This window comes from Burkholderia sp. AU30198 (assembly GCF_020419825.1).
Taxonomy (GTDB): domain Bacteria; phylum Pseudomonadota; class Gammaproteobacteria; order Burkholderiales; family Burkholderiaceae; genus Burkholderia.
Genome location: NZ_JAIZSA010000004.1, coordinates 67,565 through 85,091, shown reverse-complemented (window position 1 = coordinate 85,091; position 17,527 = coordinate 67,565). Strand labels below are relative to the sequence as shown.

Genomic DNA, 17,527 nt, shown 5'->3' with positions numbered 1-17,527 from the left:
CTTACGCGCCCGAACCGTCGCGCTGTGCGCGACCGCGCTTGATCCACGCCTCGAGGTTGTGCGGGCGAACCGTGTCCCACTCCTCGAACGGCTGATGAATCCACGGATTCGTCGGCAGGAACTGCGTGTGATAGTCAGGCTTGACCTTCGAGCAACCCTTGTACCAGAGCACGGCCGAGCGCACGGCCGTCACCGACGGATAGCGCTCCTTCAGGTGCTCCTGCACGCGCGCAAGCGTGACGCCGGAATCGACGAGATCGTCGACCAGCAGCACGTTGCCCGCCAGGTTGCCGCGCGTCATCGTGATGTACTGCGCGATGTCGAGATCGCCCTGCTCGGTGCCGGCCGCTTCCCGGTACGAACTCGTCGCGAGAATCGCGAGCGGCACGTCGTAGATGCGCGACAGTTGATCGCCGACGCGCAGGCCACCGCGCGCGAGGCACAGGATCTGGTCGAACTTCCAGCCCGATGCATGCACCTGGAGCGCGAGCAACTCGATGAGACGGTGATACTCGTCCCAACCTACCCACAGGTTCTTGTCGTCGTTGCGCGGATCAGTCATCAAGTCTGCCGCCGTCATCGTGATTTGCTGCGTCATCTGGACATTACACCTTGAACGGATGGCGGAGCAGAATCGTTTCGTCACGGTCCGGGCCCGTCGACACCATGTCGACCGGCACGCCAGCCACTTCCTGGACGCGGGTCAGGTAAGCCTGTGCGTTCGCCGGCAGTGCTTCCCACGTCTTGATGCCGACCGTGCTTTCCTTCCAGCCTGCAAACGTTTCGTACACGGGCTCGCAACGGGCCACGTCGGCGGCACCGCGCGGCAGGATGTCCGCATCCTTGCCGTCGATCTTGTAGCCGACACACAGCTTGACTTCGTCGAGGCCGTCGAGCACGTCGAGCTTCGTCATGCACAGGCCCGACACGCCGTTGATCTGGATCGAGCGGCGCAGCGCGGCCGCGTCGAGCCAGCCCGTGCGGCGCGGACGGCCGGTGACCGAACCGAATTCCTTGCCGACGTTCGCGAGCGTGACGCCGACCTGGTCCTGACGCTGCGGATTGTCCGCATCGTACAGTTCGCTCGGGAACGGGCCCGAGCCGACGCGCGTGCAATACGCCTTCGTGATGCCGAGGATGTAGTTGAGCTTCTGCGGACCGACGCCCGCGCCAGCCGACGCCGCACCTGCGACGCAGTTGCTCGACGTGACGAACGGATAGGTGCCGTGATCGATATCGAGCAGCGTGCCTTGCGCGCCTTCGAACAGCAGGTTCTGGCCCGCATTGTTCGCGTCGTACAGGCGGCGCGACACGTCGGCCACCATCGGCTTCAGGCGATCGGCATAACCAAGCATCGTGTCGAGCGTGGCCTGGAAATCGACGGCCGCGCCACCCAGGTACTGGGTCAGCACGAAGTTGTGGAAATCGAGGTTTTCGCGCAGGCGGTCGGCGAAGGTCTTCGCGTCGAACAGGTCCTGCACGCGCAGCGCGCGGCGGCCAACCTTGTCTTCGTACGCGGGGCCGATGCCGCGGCCCGTCGTGCCGATCTTGCCCGCGCCCTTGCGCGCTTCGCGCGCCTGGTCGATCGCGATGTGATACGGCAGGATCAGCGTCGTGGCTTCGGAAATGAACAGGCGGTCGCGCACGTTCACGCCGGCCTCTTCCAGCTCGCCGATTTCCTTGAACAGTGCTTCGGGGGACAGGACGACGCCGTTGCCGATGTAGCAGGCGACGCCTTCACGCATGATGCCCGACGGAATGAGGCGCAAGATCGTTTTCTTGCCGCCGATGATGAGGGTGTGGCCGGCGTTGTGACCGCCCTGGAAACGCACGACGCCCTGAGCGTGGTCCGTCAGCCAGTCGACGATCTTGCCCTTGCCTTCATCACCCCATTGCGTTCCCACGACGACGACATTGCGCCCGGGAGTCACGTTCACTGCGCTGGCAGACATGTTGATTCGTTAGCTGGTTAAAAACGTATTCTACCTATGTTCGCGGGCGATTCCGAATTTTTCCGTTTCGCTTCAACGATATGCACGCCGAAGCACGTCCCGCGAACGCCTGTTTATCGGGGTTCGACCACCCATGCGCCGTTGCGCTCGACGAGCGAACGGTCGCAAGCGAACTCGTCGAGTACATGATCGTGACCCGGCAGCGCCTGGATCACGACTTCACCCGCATCGCGCAGCGCCGCAACGGCCGCGCTCAGCGCGTCGTCCTGCGCCCACGGCGCGAGAATCGCGGTGCCGCGCGCCTCGACCGGCGAGATCCGCGCGAGTTCGCGCAGGTCGAGCGAGAAGCCCGTGGCCGGACGGGCACGACCATACGCCTGACCGACGTGGTCGTAGCGGCCGCCGCGCGCGATCGCGTTCGGCACGCCGTCGATGTAGGCGCTGAACATCGCGCCGCTGTGGTACGCGTAGCCGCGCAGGTCGCCAAGATCGATCGCCACTTCGACACCCTTCGCCTGCGCCGCGAGTTGCGCCAGATCGTCGAGCGCCCGCGTGATTTCGGGTAGCACCGGCAACCGCGCGCGCGCCTCGGCGAGCACGCTCGCATCGCCATAGAGGTGCGGCAGCGCACGCAGCGCGGCGCGCGTATCGGCACCGAGATCGTCGGTAAGCTCGTTCAGCAGCGGCACGTCCTTGCCCGACAACGCGTCGTACAGCGACTCGCCGCGCTCGGCAGCCTGCGCGTCGCGCGCCAGCAGCGCCGCGAGCACGCCCGCGTGACCGAGGTCGAGACGGATGCGCGACAGGCCCGCGAGATGCAACGCATCGAGCATCAGTTGCTGGATCTCGAGATCGGCTTCCAGCCCGCCATGCCCGTAGATTTCGGCGCCGATCTGGATCTGCTCGCGCGTCGCGTGCAGGCCGCGCGGACGCGTATGCATCACGTGGCCCGCATAGCAGAGGCGCGTCACGCCCTGGCGATTCAACAGGTGCGCGTCGATCCGCGCGACCTGCGGCGTGATGTCGGCGCGCAGGCCGAGCGTGCGGCCCGACATCTGGTCGACCAGCTTGAAGGTGCGCAGGCGCAGGTCGGCGCCGCCGCTCGTCAGCAGCGACTCGAGATACTCGAGCAGCGGCGGCATCACCATTTCGTAGCCATACGAACGGAAGCGGTCGAGCAGCCTGCGGCGCAGCTCCTCGATCTTGCGCGCTTCCGACGGCAGTACGTCGGCGATATTCTCGGGAAGTAACCAGGTCGACATCGGTACGGTCCTACGACGGGAAACAGCGCGCGACACGCGCGCCGCGATGTGAATCGGAAATTCTGAATTCGGGCGGGACGAACGGCGGATGCGCCGTCTGGATCAGGTGTCCGGTCAGGTCGCGAGCAGCAGCAGTACGAGCCCGAGCACCATCACGATCAGCCCGCCGATCCGGATATGATGCGGCGGCCGCTCAGCTATTCTACGAAACGTGTCGCGCCAGGCGACGGGAAACACGAAGGGGAACGCCCCCTCGATGATCAGCATCAGCGCTACTGCGAGCAACAACGAGCCAGCCAGGTCCATGCGAGCGACGGCGCCGCTCGACGCGGCGCCCCAAGGTCAGTGTTTGCGGGGAGCAGGCGCCGCCGGTGCGGCACCGCCCGTCGGGCTGCGCATGAAGCGGAAGAACTCGCTGTCGGGGTCGACGACGATGATGTCGTTGCGCTTGAACGTTTTCCGGTAAGCCTGCAGGCTCGCGTAGAACTGATAGAACTGCGGATCGCGGCCGAACGCGTCGGCGGCAATCGTCGCAGCCTTCGCATCGCCCTCGCCCTTGATCGTCTGCGCGGACTTGTACGCGTTCGCGAGCACGGCCTGCTGTTCGCGTTCAGCGTCCGCCTTGATCTGCTCGACGTCGGCCGCGCCTTGCGCACGCACCTGCGCCGCCTGATCGCGCAGCGCGCCGATCATCCGCTGATAGACCGCATCGGTCTGAGCGGCCGGCAAGTCGACGCGCGTCAGCTGGACGTCGACCACGTCGACGCCGAACCCGGACGCCTTCGCCTTCACTTCGTCGCGCGCCGCATCGGCGATCGCACGCTGGCCGCCGAGCGCGTCGTCGAGCGAGCGCTTGCCGAACGCGTCGCCGAGTGCGCTCTTCAGCGCGCCGGCCAGACGGTCGCCGGCTGCCGACGGGTCGCCACCCGTCGTCGCGAAATACTTCATCGGATCGCTGATCCGATACTTCACCGCGTAGGCGACGAGCAGGTCGTGCTTGTCTTCCGTTGCCAGCTGCAGCGGATCCGACGACTCGACCGATTGCAGGCGCGTGTCGATCAGCGTGGCCGTCTGCAGCGGCGGCGGCAATTTGAAATGGATGCCCGGGCCCGCCAGCTCGGGCTGCGCGCCATCGCGTCCCGACAGCACGGCCGTGTGGCGCGGATCGACGGTCAGGACGGTCGACGATGCCGCGAAGGCAACGATCACGATTGCGACGACGAGCGCAATGATTCGGTTCATGTTCTGCGCTCCCCGTTACTTCAGATCGTCTTCGCGCGACCGGCTGCGAAACCCTTCGCGCGATCGCAGCACGTCGTTGCCGGACGCCGCCGACGCCGCACTCGCGGGTGCCGCTGCAGCCGGCGCGACAGCCGCCGGTGCCGACGTCGCATCGGGCGCGGAGGCACCAGTGGACGCCGCGGCGTTTTGTCGCCCCTGCTCGACGAGCTTGTCGAGCGGCAGATACACGACGCTGTTGCCGCCCTTGTTGCCGACGAACACCTTCGTCGAGTTCGAATAGATTTCCTGCATCGTCTCGAGATACATCCGCTCGCGGATCACCGCGGGCGCCTTCGAGTACTGCGCATAGACCTGCTTGAAGCGGTCGGCATCGCCTTCGGCTTCCGTGACCACGCGATCGGCATACGCCTTCGCTTCGTCGACGAGCTTCGCGGCATCGCCCTGCGCCTTCGGCAGCAGGTCGCTTGCATACGCCTGCGCGGCGCGCTTCGCGGCCTCGCGCTCGTCTCGAGCCTTCGCGACCTCGCCGTACGCGGCCTGCGTCTGCTCGGGCGCCGCAACGCTCTGCATCGTGACGGCCGTCACCTCGAGCCCCGACTGGTAGCGGTCGAGATCGCGCTGGATCGCGGTGGAGAGCTGCTCGCGCAGCGCGTCGCGATCCTGGTTCAGCACGTCGGCTGCGCTGCGCGTGCCGACGATCACACGTACCGCGGCCTGGGCGGCCTGCGAGACGCTGCGCTCGGGATCGACACTGCGGAACAGGTAATCGGTCGCGGAACGGATCCGGTACTGGACGATGAAACGCACGTCGACGATATCGGCATCGCGCGTCAGCATCGCCGCTTCCTTCACGTTCGCGAGACGCACGACGTTGTTGCGGCCGATCTCGATCGAGCGGACCTGCGACGTATCGACGATCTCATGCGACGCGAACGGATACGGCGCGCGCCAGTGCACGCCCTGACCGACCGTGCCCGACAGCTTGCCGAGTTGCAGCACGACGCCCGTCTGACCGTCCTGCACGACGAACAGCCCGCTGCCCGCGTAGACCGCGACCAGCACGCCGATCACGATGCCGACGCCGACTCGCGCGGCCCGCCCGTTGTCAGGACGGAAGCCGTTGCCGCCCTTGCCGCCCAAAAGGCCGTTCAGGCGCCGGTTGAAGTTGCGCCACATCTCGTCGAGATCGGGCGGACCATCGCCGTCGCCGCCTTGCGGCCGCTTCGATTCATTCGCTCGGGGACGGGATCCATCCTTGCCATTGCCTTCGCCGCGTCCCCAGCGGGGATCGTTGATCGACAGCAAGGCGCGCATCCGCCGCCAGGTACTCCGCTCGTTGTATTCGTTCACCAGAGTTTGTTCACCAGATTAGACGCCGACGAACCGGCCGGGACCGGTTAGCGCCCGTGTTCGGAAATCGTGTGGTCTTCGTGTGGTTCAGCGGGGGTGCCGTCGAGCGCGCCGTTGGGTAACGTCGCGCTGGAAAGGTGTTCCGCGGAGGCGATTTCGGCGATGGCGGCACGCAACGCGTCAAGACCCTGACCGGTGCGCGCGCTCAAAAAGACGCGCGAAATATTACCATACTCGTCCCGCTCGACCGCGTCGCCGCGGGCCGCCAGCTCAGGCACGGCGTCGATCTTGTTGAACACCAGCACCTGGCGGATCGTGTCCGCGCCGATCTCGTGCAGCACACCATTGACCTGCTCGATCTGTTCAAGCCTGACCGCGCTCGACGCATCGACCACATGCAGCAGCAGATCCGCGTGGATCGTTTCCTCGAGGGTCGCGCGGAATGCAGCGACCAGCTGGTGAGGCAACTCGCGGATGAACCCGACCGTATCCGACACGACGATCTGACCGACCTCGTCGCCGAGGTACACGCGCCGCGACGTCGTGTCGAGCGTGGCGAACAACTGGTCGGCCGCGTAGGCCTGTGCTTTCGTCAGCGCATTGAACAGCGTCGACTTGCCCGCGTTCGTATAGCCGACGAGCGACACCGACATCGTGCCGCTGCGCGCGCGCTGCCGGCGTTGCGTACTGTGTTGCCGGCGCAGCCGGTCGAGCCGCGACTTCAGCATCTTGATGCGTTCGCCGATCAGCCGGCGGTCGGTTTCGAGCTGGGTTTCGCCAGGGCCGCGCAGGCCGATACCACCCTTCTGCCGTTCAAGGTGGGTCCACGCGCGAATGAGCCGCGTCGACAGGTACTGAAGCTGCGCGAGTTCGACCTGCAGCTTGCCTTCGTGGCTGCGGGCACGCTGCGCAAAGATGTCGAGGATGAGGCTGGTGCGATCGACCACGCGCCTGTTAAGTGCCTGCTCCAGATTACGTTGCTGGGCGGGCGCCAATGCGTGGTTGAAGATGACGATTTCGACGTTGTGCGCGTCGCACGCAAGCCGGAGTTCTTCGGCTTTGCCGCTGCCGATAAACATCTTGGCATCGGGACTGGAGCGACGACCCGTGAGGGTGACTGCGGGACGGGCCCCCGCGCTGGAGGCGAGAAGACTGAGTTCTTCGAGACTGGCTTCGAAATCGGTCTTGCCGAAATCGATGCCGACGAGCGCTGCGTTGATCAAATTATCGGGTGTCAAGATAAGGCGGCTGGCATCGGTCGCTCGCGGCGACCGGATGCCGGCCGCTGCGATAGGTTAGGACGAGACTTCCGCGTCCGGGTGGAAATTCACCGGGCGCGCCGGCACGACCGTCGAGATGGCGTGCTTGTACACCATCTGGGTCACCGTATTACGGAGCAACACGACGTACTGGTCGAACGATTCAATGTTCCCTTGAAGCTTGATGCCATTGACGAGGTAGATCGAAACGGGAACGTGCTCTTTGCGCAGTGCGTTCAAAAACGGGTCTTGTAACAATTGCCCTTTGTTGCTCATGGCGTACTCCATCTTTTTTTGCAGGTTGATCTGGATTGGCGGCGAAGAAAAAGAGATCCGGCGCCAATCGCTACACTATAGCCGATTTTGCCTGGCCCGCCCGGGGCATAGGCCTTGCGGCCAACCCCTTGCGTGACGCGTGTAACAGACGTCTTCAGCTCTTGTCCGCGTACGGATTGTTCGACGAACGGAACTCTATTCGCAATGGAGTCCCAGTCAGTGAGAAAGTTTCGCGGAAGCGGTTTTCCAGGTAGCGCTTGTACGTTTCCGTCACTGCGTCGAGCGCGTTACCGTGGATGACGATGAGCGGCGGATTCTGGCCGCCCTGGTGCGCGTAGCGCAGCTTCGGACGCACCGGGCCGCGACGACGCGGCTGCTGGAACTCGACCGCCTCGATCAGCGCGCGCGTGAGCTTCGGCGTCGGCAGCTTCGCCATTGCCGCCGCGTACGCGTCGTCGACCGAGCGCATCAGCGCGCCGATGCCGGTCTTCTTCGCGGCCGAAATGTAATGCGATTTCGCGAAGTCGAGGAATTTGAGCTTGCGGGTCAAATCCGCTTTCGCGCGATCGCGCGCATGCTCGTCGAGGCCGTCCCACTTGTTGACGCCGATCACGAGCGCGCGGCCCTGCTCGACGACGAAGCCGGCGATGTGTGCGTCCTGGTCGGAAATGTCCTGCTGCGCATCCAGCAGAAGAATGACGACGTTCGCGTCGGAGATCGACTGCAGCGTCTTCACGACCGAGAACTTCTCGATCGCCTCGAACACCTTGCCGCGGCGGCGCAGGCCGGCCGTGTCGATCAACGTGTATTTCTTGCCGTTACGCTCGAAGTCGACGTAGATCGAATCGCGCGTCGTACCCGGCATGTCGAACGCGATCACGCGATCTTCGCCGATCAGCGCGTTCACGAGCGTCGACTTGCCGACGTTCGGACGGCCGACGATCGCGATCTTGATGCCGCGCGACGGGTCGTCCTCGTCCGCTTCCTCCGGCTGACCCGCGTACGCGACTTCCAGCGCCTCGTTGATCATGTCGGTCACGCCGTCGCCGTGCGCGGCCGAGATCGCACGCGGGTCGCCGAGCCCGAGCTCGTAGAAGTCCGTCGCGACCGCCGTGTACTTCATCCCCTCGGCCTTGTTGACGACCAGGAAGATCGGCCGGCCGGTCTTGCGCAGGTAGTCGGCGATCGACTTGTCCTGCGGCGCAAGGCCGTTACGGCCGTCGACGATGAACACGACGACGTCGGCTTCCTCGACGGCCTGCCGCGTCTGGCGCGCCATCTCGTGCAGGATGCCGTCCTTCGCGACGGGCTCGAAGCCGCCCGTATCGACGACCAGGTACGGCCGCTCGCCGACGCGCCCTTCGCCGTAATGGCGATCGCGCGTCAGGCCCGGCAAGTCGGCGACCAGCGCATCACGCGAGCGCGTGAGCCGGTTGAACAGCGTGGATTTCCCCACATTGGGGCGCCCAACAAGGGCAATGACCGGTTTCATCTGTGTTTTCTACGGTGAAGCGCAGCAGCGGGAGGCCCGCTGCTGCGGGCGGCTGCGCTGAATGAAAATATCACGAATTCGCGCCGCGCCGGATGCGCGCGCCTGGCGCGCGTTGCGCGCCGTCGTCTTTCGTCTCGAACTGCCTTTCAAATACCGAGCGGCCGGGAGCACCGGCCGCCTTCAAGCCGCGCGGCCGCGGTGCACGGGACAAGCCCGTCGCACCGCGGCCGCGCGTGTTTCCTGCGCGTCAGCGCGGACGGAATCCGTACAGGCCGCCGTCCTTCGTCTGCACGACGAGCGTATTGCCCGCGAGGACCGGCGCCGCCGTAATCGCGCTGCCGTCGGTCTTCATCCGTGCAATGAAGCTGCCGTCTTCGCGCGACAGGAAGTGCACGAAGCCCTTGTAATCGCCCATCACGACTGCGTGCCCGAGCAGATACGGCACGCTGACGTCACGGCTCTTCAGCTTGTCGTTGCGCCACAACTCGTTGCCCGAGGCGGCGTCGTACGCCGTCACGACCGACCAGTCGTCGCCGCCGGCGACCACCGAATCGTCCTGCGCGAGGCCGCTACGGCTCGAGAACGCCTTTTCCCACAGCGGGCGGCCCGAGTTCGCGTCGAAGCAGCCGAGCTGACCCTGGAACGTCACCGCGCAGGCTTCCGCGCCCACGAGCGTCGGCGGGCCGCTGACGTCGTTGATGCGCTCGACTTCGGTCACGCCCTTCGGGAACGACACCGGGGTCTGCCAGAACGGCTCGCCCGTCTGCAGGTTGATCGCGACCAGCCCGCCGCCGGGGAAGCCCGCCAGCACCGCCGCGTCACCCGCGAACGTCATGCCGGCCGACACGCGCAGGTTCAGCGGCACCGCGCGGTTGCGGTAGTTCCACTTCTGCTCGCCCGTCTGCGCGTTGAACGCGATCACCTGGCCGTCGATCGTGCGGACGACCACGAGACCGTTGCCGACGAGCGGCGGCGAGAAGATCTCGCCCTGCACGCTGGTCTTCCACAGTTGCTTGCCGTCCGGGCCCAGCACGAACACGCCACCCTTCAGCGCGCCGACCGCGGTCAGGTTGCCGTCGCTGCCGACACCGGCCGACAGGTCGGAGCCGACCTTCGCGCGCCAGATCGTCTGGCCCGTCTTCGCGTCGATCTTCTCGACCGAACCGTTTTCGCCCGACGCATAGACGGCGTCACCCACGGCCACCGGCGAGAACAGGTAGCGCCCGCCCTTGCCGACGCTCGCCTTCCAGACCTGTTGCACGTCCATCACGGGCTTGAACTCGGTGAGCGGCGTCGGCACGCGTCGCGCATCCTTCGTCGACGAGCAGGCCGCCAATGCGAGGACAGCCGCCGCGCAGGCAACGGGCACAGCGTAACGTTTCAGCAAATTCATCGGTTAGCGAAGCAGAGTTAAGAGGTTGAGGGGACCAGGGTTCAGCCGCCGAGCGCGTCCAGCTTGAACTGAACGAGCTGGCGCGCAGACTGGTCATCCTTCGACAGGCCGTCGAGCGCAAGCTTGTAAGCCGCGCGCGCATCGTCGGTCTTGCCTTGCGCGGCAAGCAGATCGCCACGGCGATCGGCCACGAGGCCCTTGAATGCATCGACCGGCGTACCCGACAGCAGCGCGAGGCCCGCGTCGTACGCCTTCTCGTCGAGCAGCAGCGCCGCGAGACGCAGCTTCGCGATCTGCTTGTACTCGTCATCCTTGGCGTGATCGACAGCCCATTGCAACTGCGCCTTCGCACCTGCCGCGTCGCCGGCCGCGTACAGCGTCTTCGCAGCGGAGAGCGCCGTCATCTGCGCATACGGCGTGCTGCCGAACTTGTCTTCCATGTCGGCGGCCGCGCGGGCCATCGTCGCCTTGTCGTTCGCGGCGGCGGCCTTCTGGACCTGCTCGTACAGCCCGGACGCCTCGGCAGCCTGACGGCGCTGCCAGTAGTTCCAGCCGTTGAAACCGGCCGCGACGACGAGCGCCGCGAGCACGATCCACGTGGTGAGGTTACCCCAGCGGGCCCACCACGCCTTGAGACTTTCAATCGATTCTTGTTCGTCGTGATAACTCATCGGCGAGCGATTCCTTCCTGTTCAGGCCTTTCTTGTCGAGCGGATACCAGCGCGATCAGTCGTCGCCGTCTTCGGCGGATGCAACCATCGCATTGATTAGGAATTCGGTCAAGCCTTCGACCGGTACGGTCTGCTGAACGTTCTTTTCCCCGTCTCCGCCCGCCCCGCGCAGCGCTTTCACGCCCACCGTGCCGTTCGCCACCTCTTCTTCGCCGAAGATCACCGCGAACGCGGCGCCGCTTGCGTCAGCCCGTTTCATTTGCGACTTGAAGCTGGCCGGCGCGCCGTCGGCGCTGCAGTGGAAAATCACGTCGAGGCCCGTATCGCGCAGGCGCTCCGCCGCGATGAATGCCTGTTCGCGTGCGGTCTCGCCCTGGTGCACGACGTACACGTCGACACCTTCCTGCTCGGGAGCGAGATCCTCTTCCTTCAGCAGTTCGAGGATCCGCTCGATACCCATCGCCCAGCCGCACGCGGCGGTCGGCTTGCCGCCAAGCTGCTCGATCAGCGGATCGTAGCGGCCACCGGCCGCGACCGTGCCCTGCGCGCCGAGCTTGTCGGTCACCCACTCGAACACGGTCAGGTTGTAGTAGTCGAGGCCGCGCACGAGACGCGGGTTGATCTTGAACGGGATGTTGTTCGCGAGCAGCAGGCGCTGCAGCCCTTCGAAGTGCGCGCGCGATTCGTCGCCGAGGAAGTCGATCAGCTTCGGCGCGTTCTGCGCGATTTCCTGCAGCGCGGGATTCTTCGTATCGAGCACGCGCAGCGGGTTCGTATACAGGCGACGCTTCGCATCCTCGTCGAGCACGTCAGCGAACTGCTCGAGGTACTTGATCAGTTCGACGCGATGCGCCGCACGCTCTTCGGCGACGCCTAGCGAGTTGATCTCGAGCTTGATGCCGGTCAGGCCGAGGTCGTCCCACAGGCGCTGGCACATCATGATGATCTCGGCATCCGCATCAGGACCCGCGAAGCCGAGCGCCTCGACGCCGACCTGGTGGAACTGGCGGTAGCGGCCGCGCTGCGGACGCTCGTGACGGAACATCGGGCCGATGTACCACAGGCGCTTCGGGCCGTCGTACAGCATGTTGTGCTCGATCGACGCACGCACGACGGCCGCGGTGTTTTCCGGGCGCATCGTCAGGTTCTCGCCGTTCAGCGCGTCGGTGAAGCTGTACATCTCCTTCTCGACGATGTCGGTAACCTCACCGATGCCGCGCGTGAAGAGCTGCGTGTGCTCGACGATCGGCGTGCGGATGTTCTGGTAACCGTATGCGCGCAGCAGCGATTTCACCGTAGCTTCGAAGAACTCCCAAAGGCCGGCATCCTGCGGGAGGATGTCGTTCATGCCCTTGACGCCGGTGAGCTTCTCGATCTTGCGTTTTTGTTCAGTCATCGTGTGTGTGGACGAATTAGTTCGTGGCCTCAGCGCGGCCGTAATTGCGTGCGACGTAGTCGCTGACGATCTGCTGGAATTCCTCGGCGATCCGCTCACCGCGCAGCGTCTTGACCTTCTCGCCGTCGATGAAGACGGGCGCGGCCGGGTTTTCGCCCGAACCCGGCAGGCTGATGCCGATGTTCGCGTGCTTCGATTCGCCCGGGCCGTTGACGATGCAGCCCATCACCGCGACGTTCATCTTCTCGACGCCCGGATATTCCTTGCGCCAGACCGGCATCTGTTCGCGCAGGTAGGTCTGGATCTGCATCGCGAGTTCCTGGAACAGCGTGCTCGTCGTACGGCCGCAGCCCGGGCACGCGATCACCATCGGCGCGAACGAGCGCAGGCCCATCGTCTGGAGGATTTCCTGGCCGACGATTACCTCGCCCGTGCGCGACGCGCCCGGTTCCGGCGTCAGCGAGATGCGGATCGTGTCGCCGATCCCTTCCTGCAGCAGCACGGCGAGTGCAGCCGTCGACGCGACGATGCCCTTCGATCCCATGCCGGCCTCGGTCAACCCGAGGTGCAGCGCGAAGCCGCAGCGGCGGGCGAGTTCGCGGTACACGGCGATCAGGTCCTGCACGCCGCTGACCTTGCACGACAGAATGATGCGGTCGCGGCCGAGGCCCAGTTCGACCGCACGTTCGGCCGAGCCGATCGCCGACTGGATCAGCGCCTCGTACATCACGCTCTGCGCATCCCACGGCTGCGAACGCGCACCGTTCTCGTCCATCATGCGCGCGAGCAGGTCCTGGTCGAGACTGCCCCAGTTCACGCCGATCCGTACCGGCTTGTCGTACTTGGCCGCGGCCTCGATCATCTGCGCGAACTGCGTATCGCGCTTCGCGCCCTGGCCGACGTTGCCCGGGTTGATCCGGTACTTCGACAGCGACTCCGCGCAACCCGGGTAGTCACGCAGCAGCAGGTGGCCGTTGTAGTGGAAATCGCCGACGAGCGGCACGGTCACGCCCATGCGGTCGAGTTGCTCGCGGACCGCCGGCACGGCGGCCGCTGCCTCGGGCGTGTTGACCGTGATGCGCACCAGTTCGGAGCCCGCATTCGCGAGTTCCTTGATCTGGATTGCCGTGCCGATCGCGTCGGCCGTGTCGGTATTCGTCATCGACTGCACGCGCACCGGCGCGTCGCCGCCGATCGTCACGAGCTGCCCGCCCCAACGGACATCCACCGCATGCGATACACGGCGCGGCTGATGCCCGCCGAACACCGGCTCGGTTGAACAAATCTGACTGCTGCGTGGGGATTGAGCTTCGGATTGCATCGATAGATCCATTTACGCGGAATGCGCCGCGGCGCGGCGCATGAATTGAAAAAGCGCCGTGCCCGCACGGCCTGCCGATATCGACGACAGGCCTTCGTCACGGCGCTTGACGTCAGGGCAACGTGAACCGCGCCACATTACCCCGCGCTGCCGAATATTTTGCCGGATCGACAGGTTTTCCGTCGAACGCAACCGTATCGAGGCCGGCCTTGTTGCCGATCGTGACCTTGAACGGCCCGTCGCCAGCGACCTGCTTCGCCTCGCCGCTGTGCACCAGCCCAGAGAACAGTTCCTTGCCGCTCTTGTCGCGCACGCTGAACCAGCTGTCCTGCTTGACCTTCAGCTCGATCATCGACTGGCCGGCCGCAACCACGACACTCGCCGGCTGGGCCGGCGCGGCGGCGCTGGCCGCCGTCGCTGCCACGACGGGCTGCGATGCAGCCGCCGTCACGACCGGCGCCACGGGCGCAGGCGCCGGAGCAGCCGACGCAACGACCGGCGCCGGGGCTGCCGACGCAGCAGCCGGGGCCGGAACCTCATTCGCGACCACGGCAGACGCGCCGCTCGACGCCGCCTCTTCGACGGACGACGACGATGCCGCCGGCACGCTCGCCGCCGACGCGTGCTCCGCGTCGCCGCTCTTGAAGCGCGCGAGCAGGCTCGCCGAATCGCCGCCAGTGTGCCACATCAGTACGGCAACCACCGCGACGACGACGATCGCCGTGCCCCACAGCCACGGGTGATGCCGCGACGATCCGCCCAGCGGAATCGACACGCGGCCGCGCGGCAGATCCGTCCCCGACGATGCGGGCATCGACAGGTCGACTTCCGGCACCCCGCGCTCACGGCGCAACGCCTGCGCGAACGGTTCCGGATCGACGCCGAGCATCTTCGCGTAGCTGCGCACGACGCCGAGCGCAAACGTCACGCCGGGCAAATGGCTGATGTCGCCGGCCTCGAGCGCCCGAAGCTTCGGCGGTGCGACCTTGAGTCGCGCCGACACGTCGTCGACCGTCCAACCCCTCGCCTCCCGAAGCTGCGCCAGCCGGCTGCCGACCGCCGCAAGCGATTCCAACCCTGCCGGTGCCGGCTTCGCGCCATTCGTCTCTGCGCCGTTAGACGGCTGCGGCTCACTCATCCTTGTCCTCGCGTCGATTCTTCTTCACTGGCGGCCGCCACCGGTTCCCGCCGGCCGGCACCCGCAACTGTCCATACCATGCGCGACGCCGAGGCGCCGCGACCGATCGCTATTCGCGTGTTGTACCGCCAAAAGGTCCTGGCATCCCCGGCCAGGTGTCCATGTCAAACCGACCGAACTTCGATGATTTTCCCTGCTGTGCCCGTTCGTTCCGCGAGGCGCGTGCGATCCTTCACTGCGCCGGCCAGCTGGCCGCACGCGGCATCGATGTCGTCGCCGCGCGTCTTGCGCACGGTCGTGACGACACCCGCGTCGAGGAGAACCTGTGCAAAGCGCTTGATCTGCTCCGGTTTCGAGCGGATGAGGCCCGATTCCGGAAACGGATTGAACGGGATCAGATTGAACTTGCACGGCACGTCGCGCGTGACGGCCAGCAGTTCGCGCGCATGCGCTTCGGTGTCGTTGACGCCGTCGAGCATGCAGTATTCGAAAGTAATGAAGTCGCGCGGCGCGACTTTCAGATAACGCTGACAAGCCGCCATGAGCTCGCGCAGCGGATACTTCTTGTTGAGCGGCACCAGCTCGTCGCGCAGCGCATCGTTCGGCGCGTGCAGCGAAACGGCCAGCGCGACCGGCAGTTCGGCGCCGAGGCGATCCATCATCGGCACCACGCCGGACGTCGACAGCGTAACGCGGCGGCGCGACAGGCCGTACGCGTTGTCGTCGAGCATCAGCCGCATTGCCGGCACGACCGCGCTGTAATTCAGCAGCGGCTCGCCCATGCCCATCATCACCACGTTGGTGACGACCCGCTCGGCCTTGCCGTTCGGGCCGGGCGCACGGCCCAGGGACGCTCGCAATGCAAATTCGGCCATCCGGAGCTGGCCGATGATTTCAGCTGTCGACAGGTTGCGGGAAAAGCCCTGCTTGCCCGTCGAACAGAAGCGGCAGTTGACCGCACACCCGGCCTGCGACGACACGCACAGCGTGCCGCGCGTCTCTTCCGGGATGAACACGGTTTCGACCGCATTGCCGTTTCCGACGTCGATCAGCCACTTGCGCGTGCCGTCGGCGGAAACGTGATCGCTGGCGATCTCGGGCATGCCGATCGACGCGCGGCCCTTGAGTTTTTCTCTCAAGGACTTCGCGAGATCGGTCATGCCGTCGAAATCGCCAGCGTTGTACTGATGGATCCAGCGCTGCAACTGCTTGGCGCGGAACGGCTTCTCGCCGAGGCTGCCGCAGTACGCGACAAGACCCTCGGCATCGAAGTCGAGAAGATTGACGGAAGTTTCGCTCGTCATGATGTGCTGCCTTGCCGCGTGCGCTGAATCCTGCCTACTTGCTGCCAGCCAGGGCTTAGCGCGAGTAAACGTTCATTTCCGGGAAGAAGAACGCGACTTCGACCGCTGCCGTTTCTGCAGCGTCCGAGCCGTGAACGGCGTTCGCGTCGATGCTGTCGGCGAAGTCGGCGCGGATCGTGCCCGCTTCTGCCTTCTTCGGATCCGTCGCGCCCATCAGGTCGCGGTTCTTCAGGATCGCGCCTTCACCTTCCAGAACCTGGATCATCACCGGGCCCGAGATCATGAAATCGACGAGGTCCTTGAAGAACGGACGCGCTGCGTGAACCGCGTAGAACTTCTCTGCGTCTGCACGCGACAGGTGTGCCATGCGCGATGCGACGATCTTCAGGCCGGCGCCTTCGAAACGGCTGTAGATCTGGCCGATCACGTTCTTTGCCACCGCATCCGGCTTGATGATCGACAGGGTGCGCTCGATTGCCATAAAAACTCCAAAAAATTAAGAAGTTACAGGTTCAAATGAATCCGCTATTGTAGCACGATCCCGTGTATCATTGCGATTGAACCCTTACACGCATGAAAGGTTCAGAATCCATATGTTTTGTGCCGCCCGGCCATTGAAACCTCCCGGCACGGAACGTATCTTAGCCATAGCTGCTCCGGTTTGCTGCGCCGCACACCGCGCGCGCCGAACCGGCCCCGGACGCCCATGCGTTCAATGTTAGGAGAAACCATGAACGACTATCCGTACAATTTCGGCCGCGGCGGTTCCGTCAGCACCGCCGAGGTTCGCAACCGCGTGCTGCGGAACACGTACTGGCTGCTCGCGCTGTCGATGGTGCCGACCGTGCTGGGCGCCTGGGTCGGCGTCGCGACGGGCTTCTCGCTGTTCGCGGCCACGAGCCCGATGATGAGCCTGCTCGCGTTCTTCGCGATCGCGTTCGGCTTCATGTTCGCGATCGAGCGGACGAAAAACAGCGCGGCCGGCGTGTTCGTGCTGCTCGGCTTCACGTTCTTCATGGGCCTGATGCTGTCGCGGCTGCTGAGCTTCATCCTCGGCTTCTCGAACGGCCCGTCGCTGATCATGCTCGCGTTCGGCGGCACCGGCATCATCTTCGCCGCGATGGCGACGATCGCCACCGTCAGCAAGCGCGATTTCTCGGGGCTCGGCAAGTGGCTGTTCATGGGCGTGATCGTGATCCTGCTCGCATCGGTCGCGAACATCTTCCTGCAACTCCCGGCGCTGATGCTCACCGTGTCGGTACTCGCGATCGCGATCTTCTCCGCCTACATGCTGTTCGACGTCCAGCGCGTCGTGAACGGCGGCGAGACGAACTACATCTCGGCCACGCTCGCGATCTACCTCGACCTGTACAACGTGTTCACGAACCTGCTCGCGCTGCTTGGCATCTTCGGCGGCAACCGCAACTGACGTTCGCCACGCAACATGAAAAAACCGGCCCGCGGGCCGGTT

At 65.3% G+C, this 17,527-nt stretch carries 17 protein-coding genes; 1 reads left to right on the top strand and 16 read right to left on the bottom strand.

What is annotated here, in order from left to right:
* Nucleotide 1 precedes the first annotated feature (1 nt).
* From LGN19_RS11380 to ndk, 16 genes are all read right to left on the bottom strand, one after another.
* Nucleotides 2–598 (bottom strand): phosphoribosyltransferase, encoded by a 597-nt coding sequence (locus tag LGN19_RS11380; protein ID WP_011352251.1) that lies wholly within the window; start codon nt 596–598, stop codon nt 2–4.
* 7 nt (nt 599–605) lie between these two features.
* Nucleotides 606–1,952 carry an adenylosuccinate synthase gene (locus LGN19_RS11375; RefSeq protein ID WP_011352252.1) on the bottom strand — a complete coding sequence of 449 codons (1,347 nt, stop codon included), beginning with the start codon at nt 1,950–1,952 and terminating at the stop codon, nt 606–608.
* Nucleotides 1,953–2,065: 113 nt separating this feature from the next.
* A complete protein-coding gene (locus tag LGN19_RS11370; RefSeq protein ID WP_122945545.1) occupies nt 2,066–3,214 on the bottom strand; it encodes an ATP phosphoribosyltransferase regulatory subunit in 1,149 nt (382 codons plus the stop codon).
* 114 nt (nt 3,215–3,328) lie between these two features.
* Nucleotides 3,329–3,520 carry a DUF2065 domain-containing protein gene (locus tag LGN19_RS11365; protein ID WP_006478685.1) on the bottom strand — a complete coding sequence of 64 codons (192 nt, stop codon included), beginning with the start codon at nt 3,518–3,520 and terminating at the stop codon, nt 3,329–3,331.
* 36 nt (nt 3,521–3,556) lie between these two features.
* Nucleotides 3,557–4,456, bottom strand: coding sequence for a protease modulator HflC (gene hflC, locus LGN19_RS11360; protein ID WP_226214674.1), 900 nt, complete (start codon nt 4,454–4,456; stop codon nt 3,557–3,559).
* Between the two features lie 15 nt (nt 4,457–4,471).
* Nucleotides 4,472–5,806, bottom strand: coding sequence for an FtsH protease activity modulator HflK (gene hflK, locus LGN19_RS11355; RefSeq protein WP_226214673.1), 1,335 nt, complete (start codon nt 5,804–5,806; stop codon nt 4,472–4,474).
* Nucleotides 5,807–5,853: 47 nt separating this feature from the next.
* The gene (gene hflX / locus LGN19_RS11350) at nt 5,854–7,029 is read right to left on the bottom strand and encodes a GTPase HflX (RefSeq protein WP_226215070.1); all 1,176 of its coding nucleotides are present in this window, start codon (nt 7,027–7,029) and stop codon (nt 5,854–5,856) included.
* Nucleotides 7,030–7,101: 72 nt separating this feature from the next.
* Nucleotides 7,102–7,341, bottom strand: a complete 240-nt coding sequence (gene hfq / locus LGN19_RS11345; RefSeq protein ID WP_014896913.1) for an RNA chaperone Hfq — start codon at nt 7,339–7,341, stop codon at nt 7,102–7,104.
* A 154-nt stretch (nt 7,342–7,495) separates the two neighbouring features.
* Nucleotides 7,496–8,833 (bottom strand): ribosome biogenesis GTPase Der, encoded by a 1,338-nt coding sequence (der, locus tag LGN19_RS11340; protein WP_011352258.1) that lies wholly within the window; start codon nt 8,831–8,833, stop codon nt 7,496–7,498.
* A gap of 247 nt (nt 8,834–9,080) precedes the next feature.
* Nucleotides 9,081–10,226, bottom strand: a complete 1,146-nt coding sequence (gene bamB, locus LGN19_RS11335; protein ID WP_226214671.1) for an outer membrane protein assembly factor BamB — start codon at nt 10,224–10,226, stop codon at nt 9,081–9,083.
* 41 nt (nt 10,227–10,267) lie between these two features.
* Nucleotides 10,268–10,897 (bottom strand): tetratricopeptide repeat protein, encoded by a 630-nt coding sequence (locus LGN19_RS11330; protein WP_043188288.1) that lies wholly within the window; start codon nt 10,895–10,897, stop codon nt 10,268–10,270.
* Between the two features lie 55 nt (nt 10,898–10,952).
* Nucleotides 10,953–12,293 carry a histidine--tRNA ligase gene (gene hisS, locus LGN19_RS11325; protein WP_226214669.1) on the bottom strand — a complete coding sequence of 447 codons (1,341 nt, stop codon included), beginning with the start codon at nt 12,291–12,293 and terminating at the stop codon, nt 10,953–10,955.
* Between the two features lie 16 nt (nt 12,294–12,309).
* On the bottom strand, nt 12,310–13,614 hold the full coding sequence (gene ispG, locus LGN19_RS11320) for a flavodoxin-dependent (E)-4-hydroxy-3-methylbut-2-enyl-diphosphate synthase (protein WP_226214667.1): 1,305 nt from the start codon (nt 13,612–13,614) through the stop codon (nt 12,310–12,312).
* A 112-nt stretch (nt 13,615–13,726) separates the two neighbouring features.
* A complete protein-coding gene (locus LGN19_RS11315; protein WP_122945551.1) occupies nt 13,727–14,752 on the bottom strand; it encodes a helix-turn-helix domain-containing protein in 1,026 nt (341 codons plus the stop codon).
* A 164-nt stretch (nt 14,753–14,916) separates the two neighbouring features.
* Nucleotides 14,917–16,056: a 23S rRNA (adenine(2503)-C(2))-methyltransferase RlmN gene (rlmN, locus tag LGN19_RS11310; protein WP_226214665.1), complete on the bottom strand. Its 1,140-nt coding sequence runs from the start codon at nt 16,054–16,056 to the stop codon at nt 14,917–14,919.
* A gap of 55 nt (nt 16,057–16,111) precedes the next feature.
* Nucleotides 16,112–16,537, bottom strand: coding sequence for a nucleoside-diphosphate kinase (gene ndk, locus LGN19_RS11305; RefSeq protein ID WP_122945553.1), 426 nt, complete (start codon nt 16,535–16,537; stop codon nt 16,112–16,114).
* A gap of 249 nt (nt 16,538–16,786) precedes the next feature.
* Here ndk and LGN19_RS11300 point away from each other — a divergent pair, with 249 nt between their 5' ends.
* Nucleotides 16,787–17,485: a Bax inhibitor-1/YccA family protein gene (locus tag LGN19_RS11300; RefSeq protein WP_006761414.1), complete on the top strand. Its 699-nt coding sequence runs from the start codon at nt 16,787–16,789 to the stop codon at nt 17,483–17,485.
* Nucleotides 17,486–17,527: the final 42 nt, after the last annotated feature.